The following is an 18,912-nucleotide window of genomic DNA, read 5'->3' as shown; positions in this document are numbered from 1 at the left end:
GACCGCGGCCCGCAGCGCCGCACCGGAACGACCGCTGGGCGGCGGTGGGTCGGACGAACCCGCCGCTCAGCGGTCCACCCGGACCGCCGCCAGGTACTCCGCGATCGCGTCCCGGTTGCGGGTCAGGCAGGAGATCCGCTCGCTCATCCCGGCCAACTCCTGCTCCAGGGTGGCGATCATCTCCGGGGTGGCGTGCTCGAAGTGGATGGTGCGGGGCTTGTCGAGACAGGGCAGGATCTGTTTGATGATCCGGGTCGGCAGCCCCGCGTCCAGCAGTCCCCGGACCTGCAGCACCCGGTCCACCGTCGGCTCGTCGTAGGAGCGGTAGCCGTTGGCGCAGCGCTCGGCCACGATCAGCCCCTGCTCCTCGTAGTACCGCAGCAGCCGCCGGGACGCCCCGGTCCGCTCGGACAGCTCGCCGATCCGCATGTGCCCCACCTCACAGCCGGTCGCGTTGACCCTCACATCAATGTGAGGGTTCGAGCATAACCGGCATGCCGACCACGCCACGGACCTCCGTCCGGACCACCTCAGCCACCACCCCGCCCACCACTACGGCCCCGGCGGCCCTGCCGCTGCCCGCCCTGCTGGCCCTCGCCACCGCCGTCTTCGTCACCGCCCTCACCGAGACCCTGCCGGCCGGCGTGCTGCCCGCGATGAGCGCCGACCTCGGCGTCGGCGAGTCCGCCATGGGCCAGGCCGTCACCGTCTACGCCGTCGGCACCGCCCTCACCGCCGTCCCGCTCACCGCGGCCACCGCCGGCTGGGGCCGCCGACGCCTGCTGCTCACCGCGATGGTCGGCTTCGCCGCCGCCAACACCGTCACCGCGCTGTCCACCAGCTACCCGCTCACCATGGCCGCCCGCTTCCTCGCCGGGGTCGCCGCCGGCCTCGCCTGGGCCCTGCTCGCCGGGTACGCCCGCCTGCTTGCGCCGCCCGAGCTCCAGGGCCGGGCGATCGCCGTCGCGATGACCGGGGTGCCGCTCGCCCTGTCGCTGGGCGTACCCGCCGGGACCTTCCTCGGCGAGGCGCTCGGCTGGTGGGTGCCGTTCCTGCTGATGACCGCGGTCGCGGTCGGCGTGACCGGCTGGATCGCCGCGTCCGTCCCCGAGGTGCCCGGCCGGGCCCGCGGCGAACGGACCCCGGTACTGCGCTCCCTCACCGTCCCCGGGGTGACCCCGGTGCTCACCGTGACCGTCGTCCTCGTCCTCGCCCACACCGTCCTCTACACCTACATCGCGCCCTTCCTCGACCGGCGCGGCATGGGCGGCGCCACCGACGCGGTGCTGCTCGCCTTCGGCGCGGCCTCGCTGCTGAGCATCTGGCTCACCGGCGCGCACATCCACCGCCGCCCGCGCGCGCTCACCGTCGGCGCCACCCTGCTGATCGCCGCCGCGGCCGCCGTACTCGGCCTGGCCACCGGCAGCACCCTCGCGGTGTACACGGCCGCCGTGCTGTGGGGACTCGGCTGGGGCGGCATGCCCACCCTGCTGCAGACCGCCGTCGGCGAGGCGGGCGGCGAGCAGGCGGACGCCGCGCAGACGGTGCTGGTCACCCTGTGGAACGCGGCGATGGCCGGCGGGGGCGTGGCCGGCGGCCTGCTGCTGGACCGGCTCGGCGCGGGCTCCTTCCCGTGGGCGGTGCTGCTCCTGCTGCTGGCCGTGCTCGCGGTCGTGCTGGCCGCCCGCACCCACGGCTTCCCGGCCCGCCGCCCCGGCCCTGCGGCCTGAGCCGTGCCGCGCCCGGTCGCCCCTGCGCGCCCGGTCGCTCCGCTCTAGTACCCGCCTGCCGGGCCCCGGGGCGGCATCAGGCCGCCGCGGTAGGAGATGGCCACCGCCTGGGCGCGGTCCCGGGCGTCGATCTTCGCCAGGATCCGCTTCACATGGGTCTTCACCGTCGACTCGGCGAGCACCAGCAGCGCCGCGATCTCCTGGTTGGAACGCCCCTCGGCGGCCAGCCGCAGGACCTCCCGCTCCCGCGCCGTCAGCTGGGCGAGCCGGGTGTCCTCCGGCTCCGGCGGGGGGCGTTCGCCGCCCTGGCCGACCACCTGGGCGACCAGGTCCCGGGTGACCGCCGGGTCCAGCACGGACTCGCCCCCGGCCAGCGTGTGCACCGCGTCGACGAGCCGCTCGGCCGAGGCCCGCTTCAGCAGGAACCCGGCCGCCCCGGCGCGCAGCGCGCCCCACACGTAGTCGTCGTGGTGGAAGGTGGTCAGCACCAGCACCCGGGTGGGGAGGCCGGCGGCGACGATCCGCCGGGTCGCCTCCACCCCGTCGACCCCGGGCATCCGGACGTCCATCAGCACCACGTCCGGCAGCAGCGCGCGGCAGAGCGCGACGGCGGCCAGCCCGTCGGCGGCCTGGCCGACCACCTCGATCCGGTCGTCCGTCTCCAGGACCAGCGAGACCCCGGCCCGCAGCAGCGCGTCGTCGTCCGCGACCACGACCCGCACCTTCGGGACGCCGGGTCCGCCCGGCCCGTCGGCGGCCGTCACGGGACCGGCAGTTCGGCGCGCAACCGGAACCCGCCGGGCCCGCCGGGTCCGTCCGGTCCGTCGGTGCCGATCGGCCCGTGCTCCACCCGGCCCCCGAGCATCGACACCCGCTCGGCCACGCCCAGCAGCCCCCGGCCGGGCGTGTACCCGGCCGGGGCGCCCCGCCCGTCGTCGCACACCTCGACGGCGAGCCGCCCGCCGGTGCGGCGGACGGTGACCTCGACGGTCCGGGCGCCGGCGTGCTTGACGGTGTTGGTGAGCGCCTCCTGGACGATCCGGTAGGCCGACACGTCCAGACTGCGCGGCACCCGCCGGGCCGCCGGGTCGATCCGCACCCGCACCCTGGGCCCGGCCCGGCCGAGCCGCCGGGCCAGCCGTTCCAGGTCGGCGAGGCCCGGCTGCGGGGCCGCCCCCTCGCCGTCGTCGCCGTACTCGCCGCTGCCGAACTCGCCGTCGTCGCCGCGCCGCAGCAGGCCGAGCACCCGGTCGAGGTCGTCGAGCGCGTCCCGTCCGGTGTGCTCCATCCCGGAGAGCAGTTCCCGGGTGCGTTCGGGGTCGCGGTCGAGCAGCCGGCGGGCCGCCCCGGCGTGGACCAGCACCACGTTGAGGGTGTGGCCGACGGAGTCGTGCAGCTCGCGGGCCAGCCGGGCGCGCTCCTCGGCGACCACCTCCCGGCGCAGCCGCCACCGGGCGGCCTCCCGTTCCTCGGCCCGCCGCGCGGTGCCGTAGCCGACCGCCCAGCCGAGCAGCCAGAGGAAGAGCACACCGGCCGGGATGACCGGGTAGTCGTGCCCGAGGTCGGCGAAGTAGGCGGCCATCCCGAGCAGGGCGGCGAACGGTCCGAGCCAGGCCCGCCGCCGGGGCGCGTACAGGCCGAGCGAGTAGAGGCCGACCAGGTCGGCGTACGGCGAGACCGGGCTCGGCAGCACGAACAGCGCCTCCGCCGACAGCGCGGCCGCGCCGACCAGGTAGCCGGCCAGCGGCCTGGTCCGGCGGACCACCAGAGGACCGGCCACCGCCGTGCTCAGGGCCAGTGCCACGGGGAGGCCGCCGTGCAGTTCGTCGGCGGCGCCGGTCCGTTCGACGGCCATCAGCAGCAGGAACCCGCCGGCCAGGGCGAGGTCCCAGTGCCCGCCCGGCACCGCCCGGACCGCCCGGAGGGCCCGCGCCGCCCAGGCCCTGGGCGCGCCAAGAGCCGAGAGGGCCGAGAGAGCCGATAGGGCCGAGCGGGCCGAGAGAGCCGATAGGGCCGAGCGGGCCGAGGGGACCGGTGCGGTCCGGATCGCCCGGGTGCGGGGCGGCGGGCTCATGGCGGCTCCGGTGCGGGGGGATTCGGGGGAGTGGCCGCCGCGCGGTGGTGCGGGCGCCGGGCCGTACGGTAGCGGCGGCCGTCCGCCCGGCGCATCGCCCTGGTGGGGTATTCCGGACCCGTCCGACCGGGGGTGCGCACCTCCTGGTGGGGGTGTCCGGCCGCCCGCCGGGGGGAGGCTGCCGGACCCCGTCGGGCGGACGCGGCCGGCCGGGCCCGGTCCGTAGCGTCCGGGCCATGAACGCTCCGGACCCCCGCGTCCCGACCGCCGCCCCTGACACCGCCGCCGTTCCGAACACCGGCTCCGCCCGCCGGGCGGGCTGGTGGACGGTCACCGCGCTCGCCTTCCTCACGGCCCTGTTCACCGCCCGCTACCTGACCCTCGACCCGGCGGTCTTCCTCGACCAGCAGCGCGCCGTCTACCTCGCCCACCGGGGCTCGCTCGTCCTGCACGTGGGCGGCGGCGTGCTGGCGGTCCTGCTCGGTCCGTGGCAGTTCCTGCCCCGGCTGCGCGCCCGCCGCCCGGGGCTGCACCGGCTGACCGGCCGGCTCTACCTGCTCGCCGTCCTGGCCGCCGGCACCGGCGGCCTGCTGATGGCGCCCAGGGGCCTGGTCGGCCCGGTCGCGCCGATCGGCTTCACCGGGCTGGCCGTCCTGCTGCTGCTCTCCTCGGCCCTGGCCTGGCGGGCGGCCCGGCGCCGCGACATCCTCCGGCACCGCGCCTGGGCGGTCCGCTCGTACGCGCTGATCCTCGCCGCCGCGACCCTGCGGATCTGGCTGCCGGTGATGGACCTCGCGGGCGTCCCGTTCGAGCAGGCCTACGCGACCGCCGCCTGGACCTGCTGGCTGATCAACCTGGTGGTGGCCGAGCACGTGATAGCCCGGCTCCCCGGACTGCCCCCGATCCCTGCCCCGGCCCCGACGGCACCGCCGGCCGGGTGACCCGATGCCCGGCCGGTCCCGCTGACGACCTATCATCCAGCAATGACCACCGCAGAGTTGATCCGGATCGTCTCCCGCTCCTCGCCGATGGCGCTCGCCCAGGTCGAGCGGGTCAGGGCCGAACTCGCCGCCCTGCATCCGGGGGTGCGCACCGAGGTGGTTCCGGTGACCACCTCCGGCGACCGCTGGATGGGCGACCTGGCCCGGCTCGGCGGCAAGGGCGCGTTCACCAAGGAGGTGGACGCCGCGCTGCTCGCCGGTGAGGCGGACCTCGCGGTCCACTGCCTCAAGGACGTGCCGGCCGACCGCCCGCTGCCGGCCGGCACCGTGTTCGCGGCCCACCTGCGCCGCGACGACATCCGGGACGCGCTGGTCCACCCCGACGGTCTGACCCTGGACGAACTGCCGCCCGGCACCCGGATCGGCACCTCCTCGGTCCGCCGACGGGCCCAGCTCTCGGCCTCCCACCCGCACCTGGAGTACGTGCCGATCCGCGGCAACGCCAACAGCCGGCTGGCCAAGCTGGCGGCGGGGGAGGCGGACGCCCTGCTGCTCGCGCTGTCCGGGCTGGAGCGGATCGGCGAGACCTCGCGGATCAGCGAGGTGCTGCCGGTCGAGGTGATGTGCCCGCCGATCGGCGCCGGGATCCTCGCCCTGCAGTGCCGCGCCGACGACACCGCCACCATCGACGCCGTCGCCGGCCTCGGCGACCACGCGACCTGGCGCGAGGCGAGCGCCGAGCGGATGTTCCTGCACGTGCTCCAGGGGCACTGCAACTCGCCGATCGCCGGCTGGGCCAAGGCCGAGGATGACGGCCGTCTCTCGCTGCGCGGCCGGGTCTTCACCCCGGACGGCAAGCAGGTCCTGGACGCCCATGAGTGGGCGGGCTCGCTGAGCCCGGAGGACCTCGGCACCGCGACCGCGCTGGCCCTCAAGCGGCAGGGCGCCTCCGAGCTGATCGCCGCGATCCCGCACTGACCGGTCCCCGGCCCCCCGGTCCCAGACCGGGGAGGGCCTTCGACCGTCGGTGCGCCGCCAGGGACTCGAACCCCGGACCCGCTGATTAAGAGTCAGCTGCTCTAACCAACTGAGCTAGCGGCGCCTGCTGACGGGAGAGACTTTACCTGGTCAGCGGCGGAAACACACAATCGGTCCGGACCGCCCCCGGACGGTCCGGACCGCCGTGCCGGTCAGGGGACGAGGACGACCTTCCCCCGCACGTGCCCGGTGCCGACCAGCCGGTGGGCGTCGGCCACCCGCTCCAGCGGGAAGGTCTCGGCGATCTCCAGCCGCAGCCCGCCCGCCTCCCAGAGCCCGACCAGCTCGGCCAGCCGGGCCGCCGTCCGCTCGCCCCTGATGCCGACGGCGCCCAGCCGCGCGGCCACCGGGTAGTCGACCACGGTGCCGATCCTGGACCGGTCGGCGACCAGCTCGACGGAGGCCTCCAGCGCCCCGCGCCCGGCCAGGTCGAAGGCCGCGTCCACCCCCTGCGGCGCCACCGCCCCGACCCGCCCGACCAGCCCCTCGCCGTAGCCGACCGGGATCGCGCCGAGCGCCCGCAGGTACTCGTGGTTGCGCTCGCTCGCGGTGCCGACCACCGTGGCGCCCCAGGCCCGGGCCAGCTGGACGGCGACCGTGCCGACCCCGCCCGCGGCGCCGTGCACGAGCACGGTGTCGCCCTCGCCGACCTTCAGCGCGGTGAGCCCGACGTGCGCGGTCTGCCCGGAGGCGGACAGCGCCCCGGCGTGCTCCCACGGCATCCCGGCCGGCTTGCGCACCAGCCGCTCCGCGTCGGCGACGACCAGTTCGGCGGCGCAGCCGAGCACCCGGAAGCCCAGGACCTCGTCGCCGACCGCCCAGCCGTCGACGCCGGGGCCGAGGGTGTCGACCACCCCGGCGAACTCGTTGCCCGGGGTCAACCCGGGGACGAGCTCGACGCCGTACGGCGCCCGGCCCTCCCGGATCGCGAGGTCCACCGGCTGCACCCCGGCGGCGTAGACCCGGATCCGGACCTGGCCCGGGCCGGGGACGGGGTCGGGCACGGTGGTCACCCGCAGCTCCTCGGGGCCGCCGAACCGGGGGACGGTCACTGCCTTCATGCCGGGCGCTCCTGTCACGTGCTGTCGGGTCCTGCCGGGTGCCGCGGTCCCCTGTCGGTCCGAACCGCGAGGCTCCGATCATCGAATCTGAAGCGCGCTTGAGGTCAACCCCTCCCGGCGTGTCGCCCGAGTTGAGATCATTGTCAGATTTATCCTCGACGGCGGCCCCGGCCATGTCCGGGGCCGCACTCCGGGTCCGCATCCGCATCCGCAGTTCGGCTCGCATCCGCGTTCGACCACCCGCCCGCCATCGAGAGGACCTCCCGTGGGCCAGCTGCCCCTGCTCTTCCTGGTGCTGCTCGCCTCCGTGGTGACCATGCCGCTGGCCCGCCGGACGGGGGTGCCGCAGCCGGTCCTGATGACCCTGCTCGGCATCGCCATGGCGCTGATCCCGCAGATCCCGGACATCGCGATCGAACCCGAGCTGATCCTGCCGCTGGTCCTGCCACCGCTGATCTTCGCCGTCGCCCGGCGCTCCTCGGTCCGCTACTTCAAGGCCAACATCCGCTCCATCCTGCTGCTCGCCGTCGCCCTGGTCGTGGTCACCACCGTGGCCGTCGCCGGCACCGTGCACTGGCTGCTGCCCGGCCTGCCGCTCGCCGCCGCCATCGCGGTCGGCGCCCTGGTCTCCCCGCCCGACCCGGTCGCCGCCGTCGCGGTGGCCGGCAGCGTCGGACTGCCCCGCCGACTGGTCGCCATCCTGGAGAGCGAGGGCCTGTTCAACGACGTCACCGCGATCGTCGTCTACTCGCTGGCCATCGACGCCGTGGTCGGCGGCGACTTCTCCGGCGGCGACGCCGTGCTGCGCTTCGTGCTCTCCGCCGTGCTCGCGGTCGTCATCGGCGTCGCCCTCGGCTGGGCCAACACCAAGCTCGCCTCCTACCTGGAGGACCCCACCCAGCAGGTCGCGCTCAACCTGCTGGTGCCGTTCGCCGCCTACAGCCTGGCCGAGGAGATCCACGGCTCCGGCGTGCTCGCCGTCGTCGTCTGCGGCCTCTACCTCGCCGAACGGGCCGCCGACGCCGACGCCGTCGCCTACCGGCTGGTCGGCAACGCCTTCTGGGAGATCGTCGAGATCCTCATCACCGGCTTCGCCTTCGGCCTGATCGGCCTCGAACTCGCCACCGTCCTCAAGGAGGCCGGCTCCGGCTGGACCGGCATGCTCGGCGACGCCGCCGTGGTGATCGCCGTCGTGGTGGCGGTCCGGCTGCTCTGGCTGCTCCCGGCCGGCTGGCTCTCCCGGCGGCTGCGGGCCGACTCCGAGGAGGACACCCCGATCAGCTGGCAGGAGAGCGTGGTGCTCTGGTGGTCCGGGATGCGCGGGGTCGCCACCGTCGCCCTGGCCCTCGCGATCCCGCTCACCGTCGACACCGGCGAGGCCTTCCCGGAGCGCGGCCGACTGGTCTTCATCGCCTTCAGCGTGGTGCTCTTCACCCTGCTGGTCCAGGGCCTCACCCTGCCCTGGATGGCCAAGCGGCTGCACCTCGACCTCGACCACGACCGGCACGAGCAGGAGGTCCGGCTGCTGTGGTGGCGGGCGGCCAAGGCCGGACTGCGCCGGCTCGGCGAGCTGGAGGAGGCCGACAAGCTGCCCGCCGAGGTCGCCGACCGCCTGCGGGACCGTCAGCACGACCGGCTGGCCCGGCTCTGCCCCGAGAACTACGCCGAGGAGGAGGCCAGCGAGGCCAAGCTGCGGCTCGCCCAGTGGCGCGCGGCGCACAGCGTCGAACAGGAGATGATCGCCGCCTCCCGGCGCGAGATGCTGGTCGCCCGCGCCGAGCCCGGCGCCGACCCGGAACTCGTCGACCGGGTGCTGCGCGGCCTCGACCTGCGGTCCGAACGGAAGTGACGGCCCGTCCGTCCGGGTGACCCCACGGCGGGTCGGACGGACGGACCGTGACGGCCGGACGGCCACCCCGCGAAGCCCGCCCGAACAGCGGGAACCCCGACCGGACGCCGACGAACGGAATGTGCGCCGGGCCCCCCGGCGTTGCATAGGCTGACCCCGGGCAAGGCCGTCAACGGAGTCGGCGCACCCCCCCCAGGACCCGCACGGCCGCGCGAAACCCTCCCGCCCGGACCTGCCGGTATCTGTACCCGAGGAAACGAGGAGCCACCGATGTCGGAGACCCGCGCCGACGCCCGTACCCCGCTGGACCGCACCCCGGAGTGGGCCGCCCTCGCCAAGCACCGGGAGGAGTTCGGCGACACCCACCTGCGCGAGCTGTTCGCCGCCGACCCGGAGCGCGGCCGCCGCTACACCCTCCAGGTCGGCGACCTGCACGTCGACTACGCCAAGCAGCTCGTCACCGACGAGACCCTGGCACTGCTGCGCGAGCTGGCCGGGGCCACCGGTGTCGCCGCCCTGCGGGACGCGATGTTCCGCGGCGAGCGGATCAACACCACCGAGGACCGCGCCGTCCTGCACACCGCGCTGCGCGCCCCGCGCGACGCCGTGATCGAGGTCGACGGCGAGAACGTCGTCCCCGCCGTGCACGCGGTGCTGGACAGGATGGCCGCCTTCGCCGAGCAGGTCCGCAGCGGCGAGTGGCGCGGCCACACCGGCAAGCGGATCCGCGCCGTCGTCAACATCGGCATCGGCGGCTCCGACCTCGGCCCCGCGATGGCCCACGAGGTGCTGCGCTCCTTCACCCGGCGCGACCTCGACGTCCGCTTCGTCTCCAACGTGGACGGCGCCGACCTGCACGAGGCCGTCCGCGACCTGGACGCCGCCGAGACGCTGTTCGTCGTCGCGTCCAAGACCTTCACCACCATCGAGACCATCACCAACGCGGTCTCGGCCCGGAACTGGCTGCTCACCGAGCTGGGTGCGGACACCGACGCGGTCGCCAAGCACTTCGTCGCGCTCTCCACCAACGCCGAGGGCGTCGCGGACTTCGGCATCGACACCGCGAACATGTTCGAGTTCTGGGACTGGGTCGGCGGCCGCTACTCCTACGACTCGGCGATCGGCCTCTCGCTGATGATCGCCATCGGCCCGGACGCGTTCCGGGAGATGCTCGACGGCTTCCACCTGGTCGACGAGCACTTCCGCACCGCCCCGCCGGAGGAGAACGTCCCGCTGCTGCTCGGCCTGCTCGGGGTCTGGTACGGCGCCTTCTTCGACGCCCAGGCGCACGCGGTGCTGCCGTACTCGCACTACCTGTCGAAGTTCACCGCCTACCTCCAGCAGCTCGACATGGAGTCCAACGGCAAGTCGGTGGACCGCGACGGGAAGCCGGTGAGCTGGCAGACCGGCCCGGTGGTCTGGGGCACCCCCGGCACCAACGGCCAGCACGCCTACTACCAGCTGCTGCACCAGGGCACGAAGACGATCCCGGCGGACTTCATCGGCTTCGCCGAGCCGGTCGCCGACCTGCTGCCGGGCCTGGTCGCCCAGCACGACCTGCTGCTCGCCAACTTCTTCGCCCAGACCCAGGCGCTGGCCTTCGGCCGGACGCCGGAGGAGGTCGCCGCCGAGGGCGTGCCGGCCGAGCTGGTCCCGCACAAGACCTTCCGGGGCAACCACCCGACCACCACCGTGCTGGCCGGTGCGCTGACCCCCTCGGTGCTCGGCCAGCTGGTCGCCCTCTACGAGCACAAGGTGTTCGTGCAGGGCGCGATCTGGAACATCGACTCCTTCGACCAGTGGGGCGTCGAGCTGGGCAAGGTGCTCGCCAAGCGGATCGAGCCGGTGCTGCTGACCGGTGAGGGCACGGAGCAGCTGGACAGCTCCACCGCCGCGCTGGTGGCCCGCTACCGGGAGCTGCGCGGCCGCTGAGGCCCGCCCGGTCCGGTTGCCGGACTCTTCCGGGCCGTCGTCCGCTTCGGCGGGCGGCGGCCCGGTCGTCGTCGGTGCCCCGGGGGTGCCCGGAAACGCCGGAAGGCCCCCCGCTCGCGCGAGGGGCCTTCCGGTTGTCTGTGCGCCGCCAGGGACTCGAACCCCGGACCCGCTGATTAAGAGTCAGCTGCTCTAACCAACTGAGCTAGCGGCGCCTGCTGACAGAGAGGACTCTAGCAGCGGGGCGCGGTCCGGCCAAAATCGAATACCCGCACCTCCCGGGCCGGCGTCCGGCCCGGGTGCGACGTGGGCGGTCAGACCGCGGCGACGGGCTCGCGGGCCGCCCGGACGCAGGCCCAGAGGACGACGGAGGCGCCCGGCAGCCAGGGCTCCCGGCTCTCCGGGGCGACGATCCACCGCCCGGCGCCCAGTCCGGGCGAGTCCGGGCTGTTCACCATCCGCTGCACCGGCGGCACGGTCACCGTGTCGCCCTTGCCGTGGCAGAGCAGCGGCGGAACGTCCCGGGCCCACTCCTCCCAGGCCAGCAGCCGGCGCAGCCGGGGGGCCGCCCCGGGCTGCACGAACAGCAGGGTCCGCCCCCGGAAGACCGCCACCGGCCCGCAGCCGGGACCGGAGGCCCACAGCTCGTCCAGCACCCGGCGGCCGAACAGCGACGGCATGCTGATCACGTCGAAGGCCCGGCCGCAGGGCAGTACCGAGGGCGCCCACGGCCGGGACCCCCAGAGGGCGCGCATGCTGCGGGGGTACTCGCTGGCGGAGGCGAGCCAGGCCTCCCCGGCCACGGTCACGTACTCCACCGACTGATAGGTCCAGATGTCCACGGAGAGCAGCCTGGGGTGTCCGGGCCGTGGCCGGGAGGGAAACTCCGGTTCGCCGGACAGCGGGGCGGGCACGGGCGTACCCTTCCGCTTCCTCCGGCATATGCCAGAGGCTTCGGACCCCGACGGCGGCGGTCCGGGGGCCGGACGGCCGCCCGGGCCGGGGTCAGGCCTCGTGCCGCCGGGGCTGGAGCAGGCTGCGGCCGTACTCGATCATCTTGGCCGCGTAGTCCGGGGTCCAGTCCGCCCGGGCCGCGATCTCGGTCTCGGGCAGCGCGTCGAAACGGCGCGGATCCGCCAGCTGCGCGGCCGCGACCGCCTGGAAGTCGGTCGCCCGCTCGGCCGCCGCCCGGAAGGCCAGGGCCAGCTCGGTGGAGCGGCGCAGCAGCTCGGCCGGGTCGTCGATCGACTCCAGGTCGAAGAAGCGCTCCGGCTCCGGTTCGTCGGCCTGCGGCTCGAACAGCAGCTGCACCGGACGCTGCCGCCGGCCGGGCGCCGCACCGGCGCCCGCACCGGGACCGGCCGCCGCGGCGGGGCCGCTCGGGTCGGACGCCTGCGCCTGGGAGTCGGGCATGGACGGACACCTCCGGGTGCTCGATGGGGGCGGGCGACAGTTGCTCGGGACGGGCGCCGCCCGGTCGTGGCCGCCGTCCATTGTCTCGCGCCGGCGGCCGGTAACGGAACGGTGCGCGTCCGGGCGCTATTCCCGGCGGACGCGCCGGGGGCGTGCGTCCGCCGGGCGCCCGCCGTCTCCCCACCGGGCGTCCGCGCTGCCCGGCCGCACCCCTGGCGGCGCCGGGCGGGCCGGGTCGCCCGGCCTCAGGAACCGCCCAGCCGCACCCGGTGCCCGGACAGGTGGTGCAGCACCCGGTGATTGGCCTCCCAGCCGTCGGGGAAGGCGACCGGGACACCCAACTGCACCGGTTCGGTGGCCGGATGCTCGTCCAGCAGCTCCGCGATCCCGGCCCGGGCCACCACGATGCAGGCGTGCCGGTGCCGGGAGGCGAGCACGCACAGCCGGCCGGTCTCCAGGTGGAACGCGGTCGCGTCCGGCCGCCCGGAGAGCGGGTGCAGCACCACCGTGACGTCGTACTCCCGGCCCTGCAGCCGGTTCGCGGTGTCCACCGTCACCGCCGGGCCGGCCGCCCCGTCCACCGGCACCCCGACCTTGACCAGCGCCGCCCGGACCGCCGCCGCCTGGTCCCGGTGGGCCGTGCCGACCGCGACCCGGTCCGCCGTGAGCGGGGCCGACCCCTGCTCGGAGTGGGCGGTCAGCCCCCGGTCCAGCAGCCGCCGCACGGTCGCCGCCACCGCCGCGACCGCCTGCGGATCGGTCCGCACGGTGTGCCGGGCGGGCAGCTCCAGCAGGGCCCAGCCGTGCTCGGCCGCCCGGTCGATCGCCGCGTCCAGGGCCGAACCGTCCGGCCGCACCGCCGCGGTCAGCCGCCGGTCCCCGGGCCCGGTGCCCGAACGGAACGGCGTGAACGGGTAGAACGCGCCGGAGATCAGCGGCGCCGCGCTGGCCGGCAGCCGCCAGGACACCGGCAGCCGGTGCGGCCGGATCTGCGGGTTGTGCGCGAGCAGGGTGACCACCGCGCTGCCCGAGGGGTCGTAGGACAGGCCCGCCCACTGCTCGGTGCCGACCACGGTGAACGGGTCCAGCTGGCCCGGGTCGCCGACGAACAGCGCCCGCTCGAACAGCCGGGCCACCGCCAGCAGCGCGTCCGAGCGCATCTGGTACGCCTCGTCGACGATCGCGTGCCGCCACGGCTGCTCGGCCCGCACCCACTGCCACTTGGCCGAGGTGGAGATCACCACGTCCAGCTCGGCCAGCTCGGCGACCTTGTCCGAGGGCGTCACATTGGCGTGGCGCAGCACCTCGGGCCCCGGGCGGGCGTCCGCCGCGTGCAGCCGGCCGATCGTCAGATCGGGCGCCTTGACGGCCAGCCGGTCGACCAGGTCGTCCACCTGGCCGTTGGTCTGGGCGACGATCATCAGCCGCTCCCCGGCGGCCACCAGCTCCCGGGCGGCGCGCACCACCAGGGTCGACTTGCCGGCCCCGGGCGGCGAGTCCACCACGACACCGCGCGGCGCGCCGACGGCGGGGCGGACGGTCGCCTCCAGGATCCGCGCCACCGCCGCGTCGGCCGCCGCTCCGGGCGTCGGGTCCCCGGCCGGGTCGCCGGGGTCGGCGGGGTCGCCGGGGTCGCCGGGCGGGGCGGTCTGCTCGGTGCTGCTCATCGGCCGGATCACTCCCAGTCCTCGGCGGTGCCGCTGCCGGCGTCGGTGCCTGTGTCTGTGCCAGTGCCTGTACCGGTGCCTGTGTCCGTGCCGGGCGCGGCCGGCAGCACGGTGACGACGGCCCCGGGCGGGCCGCCGTGCGTCCACGGGGTGTCGTCCGGATCGGGCAGCGGCGCGGCCTGCCGGACCGTCAGCTCGAACAGGGTGAAGGTCACCCGCTCGCCCGGCTCGGGCAGGCTCCCCGGCTCGGGCTCCTTCTTCCGCCCCATGCCGGACAGCACCCGCACGGTGACGGTGCCCGCCTCCGGGTCGACGGCGGCGATCACCGCCTTCTGCGCCGGTGCCGACCCCGCCTCCGACCCCGGCGCCGCCCGGACCCGGTGCACCTCCCGGCCCGGGTCGGCGTGCGGGCGGTCACCGGTGCGCACCGTCACCAGCGGGCGCGGCTTGGGGGAGCGGCCGGTGGTGTCGTAGTCCGGCACCACCTCGGTCACCACTCCGCTGAACGCCTCCCCGGAGAGCCGGTGCTCGGCCATCGCCAGCGGGTCGTCCAGCGCCTCCTGGACGTCCAGCCGGGTCTGCTCGCGCTCGCGCTGGGCGAGCTTGCGGGCGGCCGTCACGGCGTCGTCGACCCGGGGCTGCGGGGGCTCCCCGGCCGCCAGCCGGTCCCGGTGGCCGGTGTACGACCAGCGGTCGCCGGTCCAGCGCTCGGGCAGGTGGCCGGCCGGAGGCAGCGCCCGCAGCAGGTCCAGGCCGTGCCAGACGTCGTGCCAGGCCGGCAGCAGTTCCGCGCGCAGCACGGCGCGCAGCCGGTCGACGGAGACCCGGACGGCCTCCCGGGCCGCCGCGACGTCCCCGCCGCCGGGGCCCTCGGCCTCGCGCAGGGCCGTCGCGGCCGCGTCGTAGCGGGCGATCGCCGGGGCGAGCACCTTGGTGTCGAACACCGGGTCGGTGGTCGGTCCGGCCGGCGGGCGGACCAGCCGGCCCTCGGCGTTGCGCTCGGTCTCGGCCCGCTCGGCCGCCTCCGCGCCGGTCTGCCCCTCCGGCGGGGTGTGCCAGGCCAGCAGGGCGGCCAGGTGCTGGTCCTCCAGGTGGCTCTGGCCGGTGGCCCAGTGCCGCGCGAGCAGCCCGGTCATCGGCAGCAGCAGGCTGGACCCGGGCACGGCCGAGCGCTCGGCCAGGTGGGTCAGCCAGCGGCCGAGCAGCGGCACCCGGGCCGGGGCCGGGAACGGGCCCGGGTCCTCGTCCTCGGCGGTGCGGCGGAACCGGGTCGAGCGGCCGAGCAGCGCCAGGTGGCGCACGCCCCCGCTGTTCGGCACGACCAGCTGCGGCGCGTCCGCGCACAGCTCGCGGACCACCGGGGCCTTCGCACCCGTCTCCGGGTCCTTCTCGGAACCCTCGATCAGCTCGACCTCGTCGCCGAAGGACTCCAGGTAGGGCAGCAGCTCGGCGGCCAGGTCGGCCAGGAACTCGGAGCGCAGCGTGCGGTTGAGCGGCTGCGGCACGATGTGCAGCACCGGCGCGTCCCGGTCGGTGCCGAGCAGCACGGCCAGCGGGGCGCCGTCCTCACCGGCGGAGGTCAGCGGGACGAGCACCATCGGGCGCTCCGACAGGTGCCGGTGGCGGACGGTGGCCAGCGGCTCGGCGCGGCCGCCGCGGACGGCCTCCAGCCGGGCCAGGGTGGTCAGCAGGCTCATCGCCCGCCCTCCGGGCCGGCCGGGCGGGGGCGGCCGAGCGCCTCGGCGCGCAGGGCGGCGGCGTAGGCCAGCCGGGCGGCGGCCTCGTCGGCCCCGTCGCCGTCGTCGTCGCCGTCCTTGCCGTCCTCGGTGCTGCCGTCGTCATTGCTGCCGCTGGCGCTGCCGCCGACGGGACCGGTCCGGGCCACCGCCAGGGCCTCGCCCACCGTGCGGATGCTGCCCAGCTCGCCCCGGACACCCCGGCCGAGCTGCTCGACCCGGTCCCCGCAGCGGGCCTGGGCCCGGCAGTGGAAGCCGAGTTCGCAGGTGGAGAGGCAGTCCGGGCTGTACGCGGCCGGCACCGTCCCGACCGTCTTCTCCAGCTCCTCGGCGGAGCGGACCGGGGCGCCGTCCACGTCGGGGGAGAGATCGAAGTCCGCCCCCGGCGGCAGCACCGCCAGCAGCCGCTCGATGCCGGTCATCCGGCTCAGCTGGCGCCGGGTGGTCGCCAGCTCGCGGCGGACGTCCACCGGCACGGCGGTCGGCCGGCTGCCGAAGTCCTCCGGGCAGACCAGCAGCACGGTCGTCCGGGGACTGCCCGGCAGCCGCTGCTCGGCATACGGGTCCGGGTCCACCGCCTGCCCGGCCAGCGCCGCGGCGGCCTCCTGGAGCGCCAGCACGTAGACCGCCGCCTGGCGGGCGGCGGCGCCCACCTTGCCCGGGTCCGCGGTGCCGTCCAGCACCGGGAAGGACTTGATCTCGACCACGGTGCAGCGGCCGCCGTGCACCACGACGGCGTCCGGCTCCAGGTAGGCCGTCGAACCGGCCACGTCCAGCCGCAGCAGCGGATGGTCCAGCAGCGTCCAGGCGTGCTCCTCGGCGGCCGCCTCCGCGAGCGCCGCCGCCGTCCGGTCGGCCCGTACCGCCGGACCGGAGGAACGCAGCAGGTCCGGCACGAGCAGCGGGCCGTCCTCGCCGGCCGGCCCGAGCCGGCGGCGCAGCGGCTCCAGCAGCGCCGCGTAGCCGTTCTCCTTCAGCCGGGCCTCGAACACGACGCCGCGCGCCAGTGCGAGCGGCGACCGGCCGAAGGGGGCGGGGCGGCCGAGACGGGCGGCCAGCGCCGTCTTGTCCACCCCGGCGGCGTCCAGCACGGCGCGGCGGTGGCACCCCGGATTGGCGGCCAGGGCGGCGAGGGCACGGGCGTTCAGACTGCGCTGCGGCGCCGGTCCGCGCAGCTCGGCGAGCCGCTGGGCGAGCGGCTCCGCCGGCCCGCGGAGCGGGGCGTTCGTCGAGACGTTCATGGTGCGGCCCAGTGTCGCATCCGGCTCCGACAATCCGGCCGGAACCGGCCGTTGGCGACGAACGGGCGAGGAACGGGCGAGGAACCCGACGGCCACCGGGCGGCCGCCGGGCCCGGTGCCGGGCCCGGCGGAGCGGGAGCCGGAGGCCGGGATCGTGGGCGCTCCTGGGGTGGGGGATCATGGAGGCCGGTGCTCGATGGCGAGGCCGACGTCGTCACCCGCCCCGATCGCGAGGAGCCTGCCATGCCCGCCCGAATCCTGCTGGTCCGCCACGGTGAGACCGAGTGGTCGGCGACCGGCCGCCACACCGGCCGCACCGACATCCCGCTGACCGAGGAGGGCCGCGCGATGGCCCGCGCGCTCGGCGTCCGCCTCGCCGCGGCGCCCTGGAACGGCCTGCCCGACGCCCTCGTGTTCACCAGCCCGCTCGACCGCGCGAAGGAGACCTGCGCGCTGGCCGGCCTCGGCGACCGGGCGGTCGAACGCCCCGAGCTCATGGAGTGGGACTACGGCAGCTACGAGGGCCGCACCGGCGCCGACATCCGCGCCGCCGACCACCCCGGCTGGCTGATCTGGCGCGACGGCGTCCCCGGCGGCGAGAAGCTCTCCGACGTCGCCGCCCGGGTCGACGCCCTCCTCGCCGACCTCAACACCGAGCACGGCGTGCCGGAGCCGGACACCACCGTCATGCACTGCGCCGACCGCGACGTGGTGCTCTTCGCCCACGGCCACCTGCTGCGCATCCTGACCGCCCGCTGGCTGGGCCTGCCGCCCGAGTTCGCCCAGCGGTTCAAGCTCGGCACGGCCGCGCTCTGCATCCTCTCCTGGGAGTACGGCGCACCGGCGGTCGAGCTCTGGAACGACCAGGGCCACCTGGAGACCCTCACGCACAAGTCCTGACCCCGGCACCGGCCCGGGCCGTCCGTCGTCCCCGTCCCGCCGGGGTGGCGGGCGCCGGGCAGCCGGGACGGGCCGGGCCTCAGGCGGCCGCCGTCGCCGCGCCGTACGCGGCCAGGAAGCGTCCGACCTCCGGCACCCGCCGGTGCTGCCGCAGCCGCTGCGCGGTGTCCGCGAGCATCGAGCGGATCCGCGCCGAGCGCACGTCGTCGAACAGCGCCACGGCGGCCGAGCCGTGCTCGGCCGCGCCCGCCAGGTCGCCGCGGCCGAGCCGGTCGTGGGCGAGTTCGGCGGTGTACAGCACCCGGTTGCGGACGAAGTGCGGCTTCTGGAGCGCTATGGCCAGCCCGGCGCGCTCGCTCGCCCGCTCCCAGTCCCCGAGGGCTGACCAGCACTGGGCCTGCAGCCCGGCGAGTTCGGCCTCGCCGAAGAACGACATCCACTCCGGGTCGGTCCCGGACGGGCCCCGGTCGAAGTGCCGGCAGGCCCGGGCGACCGCCCGCTCGCAGGCGGCGCGGTCCTGCAGCAGCGCCCAGCCGCCGGCCTCGCGCATCGCGAGCAGGGCGAGCAGCCGGTCCGAGTCGAGCTCCCGGGCGGCGGACTGCCCGGCCTGGGCGGCGCGCAGTGCTTCCCGGGGCCGGCCGGCGTCGCGGGCGAGGAAGGCGCTGTTGCAGAAGACGTGCGCCTCCAGCGCGGCGTCCCCGGCCATCCGCGCGGTGGCCAGCGCCTCGGCGTAGTACGAGCGGGCGTCCGCGAGCCGGTTCGAGTCGTGGGCCAACCAGCCGACCGAGACGGCCAGTTCGCCGGCGCCGGCCTGGAGCCTGCGCTCGGTCCCGGTGGAGTACTCGCACGCGTCGAGCAGGACGTAGGCGGCCCGCAGCGAGCGGCCCGCCTGCTCGAACAGCGTGTCGGCGCCGTGCGCGTCGTCGGCCAGCCGGATGTCCCGGACGGCCTGTTCGACGCCCAGCACCTCGGCCGCGCCGACCTTGCGGGGCGCCGGGACGGCCCGGGGCCGGCCGGGCACGAAGCCGTCGCCGGGCGCGAAGCCGCCGGGTCCGGGGCGGGCGCCCGCCGTGCGGGGGGCATCGGCCGCGGCGGCCTGGGCGGGCCGGTCGATGCCGATCACGGTGGCCAGCGCGGCGGGGCCGCCGGCCAGGAACGTACGGCGACGCACGTCGTCGTTCTCCTCGTCGGGATGGTGCGGTTCGGCGGACCCCCGGGGCGCCGTCGCGGACCTCGGCACCGGGGGCCCCTCCGGTGGGGGCGGTTCCGCGTACGGCCAGGCAGCGTACGGGAGTTGGGTGGAGAGCGGAGAGCGGGGGGCGGGCAGGGG

General features: G+C 76.1%; 16 protein-coding genes and 2 tRNA genes. 6 read left to right on the top strand and 12 right to left on the bottom strand.

Annotation, left to right across the window (positions count from 1 at the left end; genetic code table 11):
* Positions 1-66: 66 nt before the first annotated feature.
* A complete protein-coding gene (locus tag ADK60_RS07410; RefSeq protein ID WP_045940663.1) occupies positions 67-429 on the bottom strand; it encodes a MerR family transcriptional regulator in 363 nt (120 codons plus the stop codon).
* Between the two features lie 65 nt (positions 430-494).
* Here ADK60_RS07410 and ADK60_RS07405 point away from each other — a divergent pair, with 65 nt between their 5' ends.
* Positions 495-1,730: an MFS transporter gene (locus ADK60_RS07405; protein WP_053644233.1), complete on the top strand. Its 1,236-nt coding sequence runs from the start codon at positions 495-497 to the stop codon at positions 1,728-1,730.
* A 44-nt stretch (positions 1,731-1,774) separates the two neighbouring features.
* Here ADK60_RS07405 and ADK60_RS07400 read toward each other — a convergent pair whose 3' ends face one another.
* Both ADK60_RS07400 and ADK60_RS07395 read right to left on the bottom strand, forming a co-directional pair.
* Positions 1,775-2,443, bottom strand: a complete 669-nt coding sequence (locus ADK60_RS07400; RefSeq protein WP_502687400.1) for a response regulator — start codon at positions 2,441-2,443, stop codon at positions 1,775-1,777.
* A 47-nt stretch (positions 2,444-2,490) separates the two neighbouring features.
* The gene (locus tag ADK60_RS07395; protein ID WP_053644230.1) at positions 2,491-3,636 is read right to left on the bottom strand and encodes a sensor histidine kinase; all 1,146 of its coding nucleotides are present in this window, start codon (positions 3,634-3,636) and stop codon (positions 2,491-2,493) included.
* A 404-nt stretch (positions 3,637-4,040) separates the two neighbouring features.
* On the opposite strand from ADK60_RS07395, the gene ADK60_RS07390 reads away from it, so the two are divergent.
* Positions 4,041-4,745: a DUF2306 domain-containing protein gene (locus ADK60_RS07390; RefSeq protein WP_053644228.1), complete on the top strand. Its 705-nt coding sequence runs from the start codon at positions 4,041-4,043 to the stop codon at positions 4,743-4,745.
* 42 nt (positions 4,746-4,787) lie between these two features.
* On the top strand, positions 4,788-5,723 hold the full coding sequence (gene hemC, locus ADK60_RS07385) for a hydroxymethylbilane synthase (protein WP_053644226.1): 936 nt from the start codon (positions 4,788-4,790) through the stop codon (positions 5,721-5,723).
* A gap of 50 nt (positions 5,724-5,773) precedes the next feature.
* On the opposite strand, the gene ADK60_RS07380 is transcribed toward hemC, so the two are convergent.
* Positions 5,774-5,847, bottom strand: a tRNA-Lys gene (locus tag ADK60_RS07380).
* Positions 5,848-5,935: 88 nt separating this feature from the next.
* Positions 5,936-6,844, bottom strand: coding sequence for an NADP-dependent oxidoreductase (locus tag ADK60_RS07375; protein ID WP_053644224.1), 909 nt, complete (start codon positions 6,842-6,844; stop codon positions 5,936-5,938).
* Positions 6,845-7,109: 265 nt separating this feature from the next.
* On the opposite strand from ADK60_RS07375, the gene ADK60_RS07370 reads away from it, so the two are divergent.
* Together ADK60_RS07370 and pgi are read left to right on the top strand one after the other, a co-directional pair.
* Entirely contained in the window at positions 7,110-8,693 is a 1,584-nt protein-coding gene (locus ADK60_RS07370; RefSeq protein WP_078896602.1) for a Na+/H+ antiporter, read from the top strand.
* 270 nt (positions 8,694-8,963) lie between these two features.
* Positions 8,964-10,625, top strand: coding sequence for a glucose-6-phosphate isomerase (gene pgi / locus ADK60_RS07365; RefSeq protein ID WP_053644222.1), 1,662 nt, complete (start codon positions 8,964-8,966; stop codon positions 10,623-10,625).
* 141 nt (positions 10,626-10,766) lie between these two features.
* Here the strand turns inward: pgi and ADK60_RS07360 are convergent.
* From ADK60_RS07360 to ADK60_RS07335, 6 genes are all read right to left on the bottom strand, one after another.
* Positions 10,767-10,840, bottom strand: a tRNA-Lys gene (locus ADK60_RS07360).
* A gap of 99 nt (positions 10,841-10,939) precedes the next feature.
* Complete coding sequence (locus ADK60_RS07355) at positions 10,940-11,527, bottom strand: bifunctional DNA primase/polymerase (RefSeq protein WP_199839617.1); 588 nt, start codon at positions 11,525-11,527, stop codon at positions 10,940-10,942.
* Between the two features lie 103 nt (positions 11,528-11,630).
* The gene (locus ADK60_RS07350) at positions 11,631-12,038 is read right to left on the bottom strand and encodes a DUF8844 domain-containing protein (RefSeq protein ID WP_234370978.1); all 408 of its coding nucleotides are present in this window, start codon (positions 12,036-12,038) and stop codon (positions 11,631-11,633) included.
* Positions 12,039-12,283: 245 nt separating this feature from the next.
* Positions 12,284-13,705: an AAA family ATPase gene (locus ADK60_RS07345; protein ID WP_079008139.1), complete on the bottom strand. Its 1,422-nt coding sequence runs from the start codon at positions 13,703-13,705 to the stop codon at positions 12,284-12,286.
* 8 nt (positions 13,706-13,713) lie between these two features.
* Positions 13,714-15,402 (bottom strand): hypothetical protein, encoded by a 1,689-nt coding sequence (locus ADK60_RS07340; RefSeq protein ID WP_063783078.1) that lies wholly within the window; start codon positions 15,400-15,402, stop codon positions 13,714-13,716.
* Positions 15,399-16,682 carry a hypothetical protein gene (locus ADK60_RS07335; protein WP_107094534.1) on the bottom strand — a complete coding sequence of 428 codons (1,284 nt, stop codon included), beginning with the start codon at positions 16,680-16,682 and terminating at the stop codon, positions 15,399-15,401. Before ADK60_RS07335 ends, ADK60_RS07340 begins: the two co-directional genes overlap by 4 nt.
* 243 nt (positions 16,683-16,925) lie before the next feature.
* On the opposite strand from ADK60_RS07335, the gene ADK60_RS07330 reads away from it, so the two are divergent.
* Positions 16,926-17,582: a histidine phosphatase family protein gene (locus tag ADK60_RS07330; RefSeq protein ID WP_045940682.1), complete on the top strand. Its 657-nt coding sequence runs from the start codon at positions 16,926-16,928 to the stop codon at positions 17,580-17,582.
* A 79-nt stretch (positions 17,583-17,661) separates the two neighbouring features.
* On the opposite strand, the gene ADK60_RS07325 is transcribed toward ADK60_RS07330, so the two are convergent.
* Positions 17,662-18,822: an NsdA family TPR-like regulatory protein gene (locus ADK60_RS07325; RefSeq protein ID WP_502687401.1), complete on the bottom strand. Its 1,161-nt coding sequence runs from the start codon at positions 18,820-18,822 to the stop codon at positions 17,662-17,664.
* Between the last annotated feature and the right edge of the window lie 90 nt (positions 18,823-18,912).

The sequence above is a fragment of the Streptomyces sp. XY431 genome (genome assembly GCF_001279805.1).
Classification (GTDB): Bacteria; Actinomycetota; Actinomycetes; order Streptomycetales; family Streptomycetaceae; genus Kitasatospora; species Kitasatospora purpeofusca.
Note: the sequence above shows the minus strand (reverse complement) of the source record. Positions and strands in the feature narration are given on the sequence as shown.

Coding starts and splice junctions, on each gene's coding strand:
- ADK60_RS07350 (WP_234370978.1), bottom strand. CDS start 12,038: ATGCCCGACTCCCAGGCGCAGGCGTCCGACCCGAGCGGCCCCGCCGCG.
- ADK60_RS07390 (WP_053644228.1), top strand. CDS start 4,041: ATGAACGCTCCGGACCCCCGCGTCCCGACCGCCGCCCCTGACACCGCC.
- ADK60_RS07330 (WP_045940682.1), top strand. CDS start 16,926: ATGCCCGCCCGAATCCTGCTGGTCCGCCACGGTGAGACCGAGTGGTCG.
- pgi (WP_053644222.1), top strand. CDS start 8,964: ATGTCGGAGACCCGCGCCGACGCCCGTACCCCGCTGGACCGCACCCCG.
- ADK60_RS07345 (WP_079008139.1), bottom strand. CDS start 13,705: ATGAGCAGCACCGAGCAGACCGCCCCGCCCGGCGACCCCGGCGACCCC.
- ADK60_RS07340 (WP_063783078.1), bottom strand. CDS start 15,402: ATGAGCCTGCTGACCACCCTGGCCCGGCTGGAGGCCGTCCGCGGCGGC.
- hemC (WP_053644226.1), top strand. CDS start 4,788: ATGACCACCGCAGAGTTGATCCGGATCGTCTCCCGCTCCTCGCCGATG.
- ADK60_RS07405 (WP_053644233.1), top strand. CDS start 495: ATGCCGACCACGCCACGGACCTCCGTCCGGACCACCTCAGCCACCACC.
- ADK60_RS07335 (WP_107094534.1), bottom strand. CDS start 16,682: ATGAACGTCTCGACGAACGCCCCGCTCCGCGGGCCGGCGGAGCCGCTC.
- ADK60_RS07375 (WP_053644224.1), bottom strand. CDS start 6,844: ATGAAGGCAGTGACCGTCCCCCGGTTCGGCGGCCCCGAGGAGCTGCGG.
- ADK60_RS07410 (WP_045940663.1), bottom strand. CDS start 429: ATGCGGATCGGCGAGCTGTCCGAGCGGACCGGGGCGTCCCGGCGGCTG.